Annotated in this window: 10 protein-coding genes; 6 read left to right on the top strand and 4 right to left on the bottom strand. The window is 73.8% G+C overall.

What is annotated here, in order from left to right; translation table 11 throughout:
- Positions 1-169: 169 nt before the first annotated feature.
- On the bottom strand, positions 170-1,021 hold the full coding sequence (locus JFN87_RS29895; RefSeq protein WP_209345130.1) for a LysR family transcriptional regulator: 852 nt from the start codon (positions 1,019-1,021) through the stop codon (positions 170-172).
- Between the two features lie 81 nt (positions 1,022-1,102).
- Between JFN87_RS29895 and JFN87_RS29890 the strand changes: the two genes are divergently transcribed.
- The 4 genes from JFN87_RS29890 (at position 1,103) to JFN87_RS29875 (ending at position 4,525) form a co-directional block, all read left to right on the top strand.
- The gene (locus tag JFN87_RS29890; RefSeq protein WP_209345128.1) at positions 1,103-1,699 is read left to right on the top strand and encodes a cupin domain-containing protein; all 597 of its coding nucleotides are present in this window, start codon (positions 1,103-1,105) and stop codon (positions 1,697-1,699) included.
- A complete protein-coding gene (locus JFN87_RS29885) occupies positions 1,696-2,058 on the top strand; it encodes a DoxX family protein (RefSeq protein ID WP_209345126.1) in 363 nt (120 codons plus the stop codon). Before JFN87_RS29890 ends, JFN87_RS29885 begins: the two co-directional genes overlap by 4 nt.
- Positions 2,059-2,167: 109 nt before the next feature.
- Entirely contained in the window at positions 2,168-3,361 is a 1,194-nt protein-coding gene (locus JFN87_RS29880) for a PP2C family protein-serine/threonine phosphatase (protein WP_209345123.1), read from the top strand.
- Between the two features lie 132 nt (positions 3,362-3,493).
- Positions 3,494-4,525 (top strand): SCO4651 family lipoprotein, encoded by a 1,032-nt coding sequence (locus JFN87_RS29875; protein ID WP_209345121.1) that lies wholly within the window; start codon positions 3,494-3,496, stop codon positions 4,523-4,525.
- Positions 4,526-4,572: 47 nt separating this feature from the next.
- On the opposite strand, the gene JFN87_RS29870 is transcribed toward JFN87_RS29875, so the two are convergent.
- From JFN87_RS29870 to JFN87_RS29860, 3 genes are all read right to left on the bottom strand, one after another.
- Positions 4,573-5,067 carry a GNAT family N-acetyltransferase gene (locus JFN87_RS29870; protein WP_245182533.1) on the bottom strand — a complete coding sequence of 165 codons (495 nt, stop codon included), beginning with the start codon at positions 5,065-5,067 and terminating at the stop codon, positions 4,573-4,575.
- A gap of 87 nt (positions 5,068-5,154) precedes the next feature.
- Positions 5,155-5,466, bottom strand: coding sequence for a hypothetical protein (locus JFN87_RS29865; protein WP_245182532.1), 312 nt, complete (start codon positions 5,464-5,466; stop codon positions 5,155-5,157).
- Positions 5,467-5,648: 182 nt separating this feature from the next.
- On the bottom strand, positions 5,649-6,554 hold the full coding sequence (locus JFN87_RS29860; RefSeq protein WP_209345117.1) for a Gfo/Idh/MocA family protein: 906 nt from the start codon (positions 6,552-6,554) through the stop codon (positions 5,649-5,651).
- 162 nt (positions 6,555-6,716) lie between these two features.
- On the opposite strand from JFN87_RS29860, the gene JFN87_RS29855 reads away from it, so the two are divergent.
- Entirely contained in the window at positions 6,717-7,988 is a 1,272-nt protein-coding gene (locus JFN87_RS29855; protein WP_209345115.1) for a sensor histidine kinase, read from the top strand.
- Entirely contained in the window at positions 7,973-8,641 is a 669-nt protein-coding gene (locus tag JFN87_RS29850) for a LuxR C-terminal-related transcriptional regulator (protein ID WP_209345112.1), read from the top strand. Before JFN87_RS29855 ends, JFN87_RS29850 begins: the two co-directional genes overlap by 16 nt.
- Positions 8,642-8,729 lie beyond the last annotated feature (88 nt).

The following is an 8,729-nucleotide window of genomic DNA, read 5'->3' as shown; positions in this document are numbered from 1 at the left end:
CCCCCCCCCCCCCCGCCCCTCTCGCCCCCCCCCCCCCCCCCCCCCCCCCCCTCCCCCCTCCCCCTCGCCCCCCTCCCTCAAGTGGAGGAGGACATACCGGATACATCGGTGACAGGAGTTCAGACGTGAGCTCTACCGATCAGCGGGGCCGGGCCGGGCCGGGGGATGTTCAGTCGCGGTAGACGGTGATCGCCGTGCGGACGAACGAGCGGATCAGCGGATTCGCGTCGCCCTCCTTCCACGCCACCACGACGCGGCTCGGCTCCACGCCGGTCAGTGGCACGACCGCGAGCCCCTCCGGCGGCTCGTCGTCCACGAGCGTCATGCCGACCGTGCCGTTCCACAGGACGGCCTGCCTGCACTCCTGGACGGCGCGCACCACCGGGCCCTCGCGGGCCGCGCCGGCGTTCCAGTACGACTGCCACCGCGGGTCGGTGCCCTCGGGGAACCTGAACCAGCGGCGGTCGGCCAGGTCGGCCGGCCGCAGGCTCTCGCGGCGGGCCAGTGGGTCGTCGGCGCGCAGCAGCGCGCCCACGGGGTCGGCGCGCAGGGCCCGTACGGCGAGGCCGGTCCCGTCGAACGGGCCGCGGGTCAGGGCGACATCGACGAGGCCCGCGTGCAGCCCGCACGTGGGGTCGGTCAGGTCCGTGTCGCGGACCCGGACCTCGACGCCCGGGTGGAGCCTGCGGAACTCGCCGGCCAGCCGGGTCGCGTGCGGGTCGGCGCTGTCGGCCAGGATGCCGACGGTGATCGTCGCGGTGCCGGCCGCCGTCGCGACGCGTGCGCGTAGCCGGTCGGCCCGGTCGAGCAGGGCGCGCGACTCGTCGAGGAGCACCTCCCCCACCGCGGTGAGCGTGACGCCGGCGGGCGACCGGTCGAACAGCGCCGCCCCGGTCTCGGTCTCGAGCCGCTTGATGGCGCGGCTCAGCGGCGGCTGGCTCATGTGCAGCCGGGCCGCGGCCCGGCCGAAGTGCAGCTCCTCGGCGACCGCCACGAAGTAGCGCAGCGTGCGTAGCTCCATGCTGGGACGATACCGGTACGGTATCGGGGCCTCCGAACAGGTCTTGGACAGCCGCCGCGCCCTGCCGGTGCAATCGGGGGCATGACCGAAGAGATCGAAGAGAGCGAAGCAACCGAAGCAGCCGAAGAACCGGGGAACGACAGCGATCGGAGCGCCGGAACCGGCGTGTCGGTGGTGGGCCCTGGCGACGGTGAGACGATCGTCCTGGGCACCACCCGGCTGCGTGTGCTGGAGGACGGCAGCCACACGGGACACCGCCTCGGGCTCGCCGAGTCCGTCCTCGCCCCGCACACGCCCGGGCCGCCGCAGCACCGGCATGCCCAGCACGACGAGGGCTTCTACGTCATCTCCGGCACCGTCAGGTTCACCGTCGGGGACGAGGACCACGACGCGACAGCGGGGACGCTGGTGATGGTTCCGCCCGGGGCGCCCCACACCTTCGCCAACGTGACCGGCGAACCGGCCGTCATGCTCAGCACGTTCACGCCTGACCTGTACGTGCAGTACTTCCGGGACCTGCGCGACATGATCGCCGGCGGCGGGGCCGCGACCCCGGAGGCGACCGTCGAGGTGATGAGCCGCTACGCCACCGCGCCCGCCACCGCGCCCGCGAGCGGGGCTGTGGGCGGGGCCGTGAGGGGACCCGCGGGCGAGCAGGCGTCGCGGGCGCGCTCGTGAACGTCGCGTACTGGACGCTCGCCGCCCTGCTCGCCGCCTTCTACCTCTACGGGGGCGGCGTAAAGGCGGTGCGGAGCCGCGAGCGGCTGCGGCCGATGATGGGCTGGGTGGACGACATGCCGATGGCCGCCGTCAGGGCCCTCGGCGCGGTCGAGGTGGCCGGCGCGGCCGGTCTCGTGCTCCCGCCGCTGACCGGCATCGCGCCCTGGCTCGCCCTGGCCGCGGCCGCCGGGTTCACGGTGCTCCAGGCCGGCGCCATCAGGGTGCACCTGGCACGCGGGGACCGCCGGATCGCCCTCAACATCGTCCTCGTCCTCGCCTCGGCGGCGACCGTCGCGACGGCGACGACGTGGCTGTGATCAGGGGCCGGGAAGAGGGGCAGGTGGCGCGCGGGCGCCCGTCCGGGTGCCCATGAGGCGCGCGCGGCCCGGGCCTGGGCGAGACTGCCCGGGAGGGCGGTGATCGACGATGGTGGCAGACGGCCCGCGCGGCGGCATCGACGAGCAGATGCTCGAAGAGCTCCTGGCCGAGGCGCACGCGGCGTCTCCCATGGACCTGCCGGTCCTCGTGAGCAGGCTCGCGCCGCTCGTCGGGGCCGAGCGGATCGACCTCTATCTCGTCGACCTCCAGCAGCGCCTGCTCGTGCCCCTCGTCGACGGCCTGCCGCCCCTCGACATCGACTCGACCATGGCGGGGCGCGCGTACCGGACCCTCGGGCTGCGCATGGAGGAGACCGGGCACGAGCGTCTGGCGGCATGGCTGCCCCTCGTGGACGGGGCCGAGCGGCTCGGCGTGCTCGGGGTGACGGCCGTACGTGTCGACACCGCGCTGATGCGCCGCTGCCGCATCCTGGCCTCGCTGCTGTCCATGGTGGTCGTGTCGAAGCGCGAGTACAGCGACGCCTTCGCGCGCCACACCCGGCTGGAGATCATGCGGCTGCCGGCCGAGTTGCTGCGCGCCTTCCTGCCGCCGCGCACGATCGCCAACCGGCGCGCCACGTCCACCGCCGTGCTGGAGCCCGCGTACCAGCTCGGCGGTGACGCCTTCGACCACTCGCTGACCGAGTCGACGCTGCACACCGTAATCCTCGACGCCATGGGGCACGACCTCTCCTCGGGCCTGGCGACGGCCGTGGCGATGGCGGCGTGCCGCAGCGCGCGGCGTGCCGACGCGGACCTGCCGGAGATGGTCGACACCATCGACCGCGCGCTCGCCCGCTGGCTGCCCGAGCAGTACTGCACCGGGATCCTGGCACGGCTCGACACGGACGAGGGGATCCTGCGGTGGTGCAACTGCGGCCATCCGCCGCCGCTCCTCATCCGCGACGAGCGGGTGCTCGAAGACGCGCTGGAGAGGCCGCCGGAACCGCCGATGGGCATGCCGTCCGAGCTGCTCGCGAGCCCGCGGACGCTGCACGAGGAGCGGCTGCGGCCCGGTGACCGTGTGCTGCTGTACACGGACGGGGTCACCGAGTCGCGGATCGTCGGCGACGTGGAGTTCGGCCTCGAACGGTTCACCGACACCATCATCCGGGCCACCGCCGCGGGCACGATGCCGGCCGAGGCGTTGCGCCAGCTCATCCACTCCCTGCTGGCACGCCAGCAGGACGTGCTGCGCGACGACGCGACGCTGGTGCTGGTGGAGTGGAAGCCGGGACTCTGACGCGCGATCAGCGGGCGGCAGCCGGCGGGGACCCGCGGGGGCCGCGTATGCGGACTGGCGGGACGGGTAGCCGACCCCTGTCGGGAAGAGAGACGCCAAGGCAGAACAGGCAAGCGCACAACGGGAGATGACATGGTCCGGAAGAACACGGGCCGCCGGGCGGCGGCCTTCGCGATCAGTGGTGTGGCGGCCGTCGGCGTGCTGGCGGGCTGCGGATCCCACAGCGCGGGTGATGGCTCCTCGCCGGCGGGCTCCGCGGGAGGCGCGTCCGCCTCGGAGTCGGGCGGCGGGGGCTCGGGCGACGGGCAGAGTTCGGCCGCCGTGCAGTCGGCGTACCAGAAGACGGCGGACGCCAAGACCGCGAAGATGACCATGAGCACCACGGTCGGCGGCACGGACGGCGGCGGCACGACGATCCGCGGCTCGGGCGTGATCGACCTGGCGAACGGCGCGAGCGACCTCCACATGAACGTCCAGGGGCAGCAGACCGAGGAGCGCACCGTGGACGGCGTGCTCTACGAGAAGCTGCCGGCGAGTGCCGCGAAGAAGCTGCTGCCGAGCGGCAAGACGTGGGTGAGGATCGACCTGAAGAAGGTCGCTGGCGGCGCGGGGGGCAGCGCGGGTGGCATGACCCGCATGGCGGACCCGGCCGCGCCGTTCTCGTACGTCAAGGGGCTGAGCGGCAAGAACGTCACCAAGGTCGGCACGGAGACGGTGAACGGCACCAAGACCACGCACTACAAGGTGTCGGTCGACGTGAGCAAGCTCGCGAAGGACAGCGGTGCCCAGGCCCGGCGGCTGAAGCAGCAGCTCGGCGGCAAGCTGCCGGTCGACCTGTGGCTGGACGGCCAGGGCAGGATCCGCCAGGAGGAGGTCAAGGCGGCGGTCAGGACGGGCACGCCCATGTCGCCTGGTGCGGGCGGCGGGAGTGGCGCGTCCGCGTCTGCGTCGGCGTCGGCGTCGGCGTCGCAGAGCTCGTCGGCCGGTAGCGGATCGGGCGGCTCCGCCGCGGGGAAGAAGCTCGCGCTCGATTCGAAGATCCAGTTCACGGACTTCGGGACGAAGGCCGAAGTCACCGCGCCGCCGGCGGCGAAGACGGCCGACATGACCGGCAAGATCGCGGGAGGTGCGGACACCGGCGCGTCCGGGTCGGGCTCGGCCTGACGGGTCGGACTCGGCCTGACGGACGGACCGACCGACCGACCGAAGTGTCAGGGGTGTGTGGGGATGGAGAGCTCCGGGCGGTCCCAGAGCACGGCGGGTGGGTTGGCCCTGTTCGTGCCCGTGCGCGTGGCGCCGACGCTCGTGTAGAAGCCCTCGGCCGGGGGGTGCGACACCACGTGGACGTGGTCCGCGCCCGCCGCGCGCGCGGTCGCCTTCATGTGCGTGACGAGGAGGCGGCCGATGCCCAGCCGCTGGGCCGAGTCGGCCACGAAGAGGAGGTCCAGCTCGGGCGGCGCGAGCAGCAGGGAGTAGAAGCCGAGGATCCGGCCGCCGGGGCCCAGGGCCTCGCCCGGGACCTCGACGGCCACATGGACCTCGTGTGTCTCGATGTAGTCGGGGCCGACCCGGTAGCCGGCGACCATCGACGCGTACGGGCCCTCGTACGCGCGTGAGGAGCCGACCAGGGTGGTGAGCCGTTTGGCGTCCCGGGCGGTCGCCCGCCGGATCGCCACTCGCGTCCCACCGGTAACGCGGTGTGTCATGTGGAGAGTATGCCTCCCCATGACACACCGGCCTGCCCGGGAGGCGCCCCCGGGCGCCTCCCGGGACGTCAGGCGCCTCCCCGGACGTCAGGCGATCAGGGCGCGGACCATCCGGCACGTGGTGTCGGACGGCGGATGCACGCCGATGCGCGCCGCCGTGTCGCGTATCCGGCCGTTGTCTGCGCTCGCCGGACGGTAGACGCCGGTGTCGAGCAGGGCGATGGCCAGGCGCATGGCCTTCAGCCTGCGGTTGTGGGCCTCGTACCACGCGCGGGGGCGGCCCGCGGGCAGTGGCGCGCGCCTGAGCGGCGGCAGGGGTTCGACACGGACGGCGGCGCGCCCGCGGCGGAACTCGTCGGTGTGGATCGTCGTCGTCTCCGTCAACGCGGCAGCGGCCATCGGTGACCTCCTAGCGGTGGCTGGCGTACGGTCTGTCAGCTCTGCCGAACTAGCTCCATTTTACTGCCGGCCACTGACAATCCTCCCTGGCCAGAGGCGTTTTGAGGCCCTTGTGGGACGCGAGAGGCGCACGGGTCACGGGGTGGCGGACGGTGCCAGGACGGCCGCGCCCCACGGGCCGGTCAGGCGTGCGCCCTGATGTTCTCCTCCGCCCGCGTCAGGACCTCCGTCACCCTGGCGCCGAAGCGCACGTCCACCTCGTGGGCCGTGCCCGTGCGCACCGCCTGGAGCAGCCCGTCGATCGCCGACTCGAACGACGTCTGCGCCGTGTCGCGCCCCTGCGGCATCCGCTCCACGCCGTGCGCCCCGCTCAGCTCGACGCCCGTGCCGGCGCCCGCCTTCGGGGCGCTGAGGCTCAGTGCCACCGAGCTCGACGTGCCCGACGCGTGGCGCAGCACCAGGTGTGTCAAATCGGGTTCCGTGCGTACGGCCGTCACGTCCGTCACGTCGCCGAGGATGGGCAGCAGCACCGACAGGGCGTGCGGGCCCACGTCCCACAGGCCGCCCTTCTCGCGGCGCCACGGCGACGCGGCGAACGGGCTGTCGGAGCCGTCCGCGTAGAGGGAGCCGAGCCAGTGGGCGTGCGCGGTGAACCAGCCGTCCCTGGCCGCCTGTTCGTCGATCCACCGGGAGACGGCCGACTCGAAGCGCGAGGTGAAGAAGACGACGGAGAACACGCCCGCGCGCCCGGCCGCTTCCGCGACCTCGCGTGCGCCTTCGGCCGTCGCGGCGACCGGCTTGTCGAGCAGCAGGTGCCGGCCGGCCGCGGCGGCGCGTACGGCTAGCGGGGCCTGGATGTCCGGCGGCAGGGCGAAGGCGACGGCCTCGCTGGCGGCGATCAGCGCGTCGGCGCCCTCGTCGCCCGAGTAGGCGGTGGTGCCGAGGGTGGCGGCGAGCGCGCCCGCCGCCTCGGGGCGGCGTCCCCAGACGCCGGTGAGCTCTACGCCGGGATGGGCGGCGAGTGCGGGGCCCTGGGTCATCTGTGCCCAGGGGCCGGTGCCGAAAAGTGCGATGCGTGGCTTGCTCATGCGGTTCAGTGTGCCCGCACGGCTCCGCGGGGGCGGCCGCCGGGTGGTGCTGGCTACACCACAGATGTGGGGGGCTGCACGGCTGACGGGGCGGCCTGCCGCCGGACACACTGGAGACCGATCCGGTGGTCGGGTCCACGGGGGTGCCCGGTGCGGGAGGGGATGATCGGTGTGAGGAAGCGGATTCGGGAGTCGTCGCGTGCGGCGTGGCGCGGCGCCCGGCTGTTCGTGGTGTCGCTGGCCGGGTCGACCACGCTGTTCGTCTTCTCCGTGCTGTCGATCGCCTTCGTCCCCCTCGGTGTCGGCCTTTTCACCACACCCGCGGTGCTGGACGCCGTCAGGAGGCACGCGCACCGGCGGCGCGCCTGGGCGGCCGAGTGGGCGGGGGTGCGCATCCCGGCCGCCTACCGGCCGCTTCCGCCCGATGTGCGGCGGGGCGTCGTCGGCGATGTGGAGCGGACGGTGCACCTGCTCAAGGATCCGGCCACCTGGCGCGATCTGCGCTGGCTGCTGGCCGACATGACCGCGGGGTGCGTCAGCGCCTTCCTCGCGCCCGCGCTCTTCCTCTACGGGATCGAGGGGTTCGTCGTCCTCGCCGGGCTGTGGGCCGCCTTCCGGCACGACCCCTACTGGTACGGGTTCATACCGGTCTCCGGGCCCCTCTCCGCGCTGCCGGCGGCGGCGTGCGGCGCCGTGCTCCTGGTCCTCGGCGTCCGGTACGCGCCCGCGCTGCTGCGCGGCCACTTCCTGCTGACGCGGTCGCTGCTCGACCCGGGCAGGGACGAGGAGCTGGCGCGGCGCGTGGAGCGGCTCACCGAGACGCGGCACGACGCGGTCGACGCCTCGGCTGCCGAGTTGCGACGCATCGAGCGCGATCTGCACGACGGGGCGCAGGCCAGGCTCGTCGCCGTCGGCATGGACCTGGGCACGATCGAGGCGCTCGTCGACAAGGACCCGGCAAGGGCGAAGGAGCTGATCGGCCAGGCGCGCCGCTCGTCGGCCGACGCCCTGACCGAACTGCGCGATCTCGTGCGCGGCATCCACCCGCCTGTACTGGCCGAGCGAGGCCTCGGGGACGCGGTCAGGGCGCTGGCGCTGCGCATGCCGATGGAGGTGGAGGTCGAGGTGGCGCTGCCGGGGCGGGCGGGCGCGCCCGTCGAGTCGGCCGCCTACTTCGCGGTCAGCGAGGCGCTCGCCAACGCCGTGAAGCACTCGGGGGGCGACCGGGTGTGGATCGATCTCTCGCACAGCGACGGGATGCTGCGCGCGTCGGTCACGGACAACGGCCACGGGGGCGCGGTGACCGGGGGGACGGGCTCCGGGCTCAGCGGCCTCGAGCGCAGGCTCGGTACATTCGACGGTGTAGTGGCCGTCAGCAGCCCGGCGGGCGGTCCGACCATGGTGACCGTGGAGATCCCTTGCGCGTTGTCCTAGCCGAAGACCTCTTCCTGCTGCGGGACGGCCTGGTGCGGATGCTCGAGGCGTACGGCTTCGAGATCGCCGCCGCCGTGGAGAGCGGGCCCGAACTGACCAGGGCGCTGGCCGAGTCGGAGCCCGACGTGGCCGTCGTCGACGTGCGGCTGCCGCCGTCGCACACCGACGAGGGGCTGCAGTGCGCGCTGGCGGCCCGCAGGGCGCGGCCCGGGCTCCCGGTACTGGTGCTCTCGCAGCACGTCGAACAGCTCTACGCGCGCGAGCTGCTGGCCGACGGCGACGGCGGGATCGGCTACCTACTCAAGGACCGGGTGTTCGACGCGGAGCAGTTCATCGACGCGGTCCGGCGGGTGGCGGGCGGCGGCACGGTGATGGACCCGCAGGTCATCCAGCAGCTGCTGAGCCGCCGCTCGCGCGACTCCCCGGTCGGCACGCTCACCCCGCGGGAGCGCGAGGTCATGGAACTGATGGCGCAGGGGCGGTCCAACGTGGCGATCGCCGGCCAACTGGTCGTCACGGAGCGCGCGGTGGCCAAGCACACGTCGAACATCTTCGGCAAGCTGGGCCTGCCGGTGTCGGACGACGACAACCGCCGCGTGCTCGCCGTGCTGGCGTACCTCGACCACGGCAGGACGCAGGGGCCGCCGCGCTGAGGGGTGCGCCCCGGGCCACCCCGGCGGCCGCACCCGCCCTCGTTGCCCGCGCCGTCCCGCGCGGCCGGGCGGTCGGTGTCCCGCACGG

The sequence above is a fragment of the Streptomyces montanisoli genome, from assembly GCF_017813245.1.
Taxonomy (GTDB): domain Bacteria; phylum Actinomycetota; class Actinomycetes; order Streptomycetales; family Streptomycetaceae; genus Streptomyces; species Streptomyces montanisoli.
Note: the sequence above shows the minus strand (reverse complement) of the source record. Positions and strands in the feature narration are given on the sequence as shown.

What these genes read in the sequence shown, in the direction of transcription:
- JFN87_RS29895 (WP_209345130.1), bottom strand. Translation starts at nt 1,021, where the DNA reads ATGGAGCTACGCACGCTGCGCTACTTCGTGGCGGTCGCCGAGGAGCTG.
- JFN87_RS29890 (WP_209345128.1), top strand. Translation starts at nt 1,103, where the DNA reads ATGACCGAAGAGATCGAAGAGAGCGAAGCAACCGAAGCAGCCGAAGAA.
- JFN87_RS29880 (WP_209345123.1), top strand. Translation starts at nt 2,168, where the DNA reads ATGGTGGCAGACGGCCCGCGCGGCGGCATCGACGAGCAGATGCTCGAA.
- JFN87_RS29875 (WP_209345121.1), top strand. Translation starts at nt 3,494, where the DNA reads ATGGTCCGGAAGAACACGGGCCGCCGGGCGGCGGCCTTCGCGATCAGT.
- JFN87_RS29870 (WP_245182533.1), bottom strand. Translation starts at nt 5,067, where the DNA reads ATGACACACCGCGTTACCGGTGGGACGCGAGTGGCGATCCGGCGGGCG.
- JFN87_RS29865 (WP_245182532.1), bottom strand. Translation starts at nt 5,466, where the DNA reads ATGGCCGCTGCCGCGTTGACGGAGACGACGACGATCCACACCGACGAG.
- JFN87_RS29860 (WP_209345117.1), bottom strand. Translation starts at nt 6,554, where the DNA reads ATGAGCAAGCCACGCATCGCACTTTTCGGCACCGGCCCCTGGGCACAG.
- JFN87_RS29855 (WP_209345115.1), top strand. Translation starts at nt 6,717, where the DNA reads ATGATCGGTGTGAGGAAGCGGATTCGGGAGTCGTCGCGTGCGGCGTGG.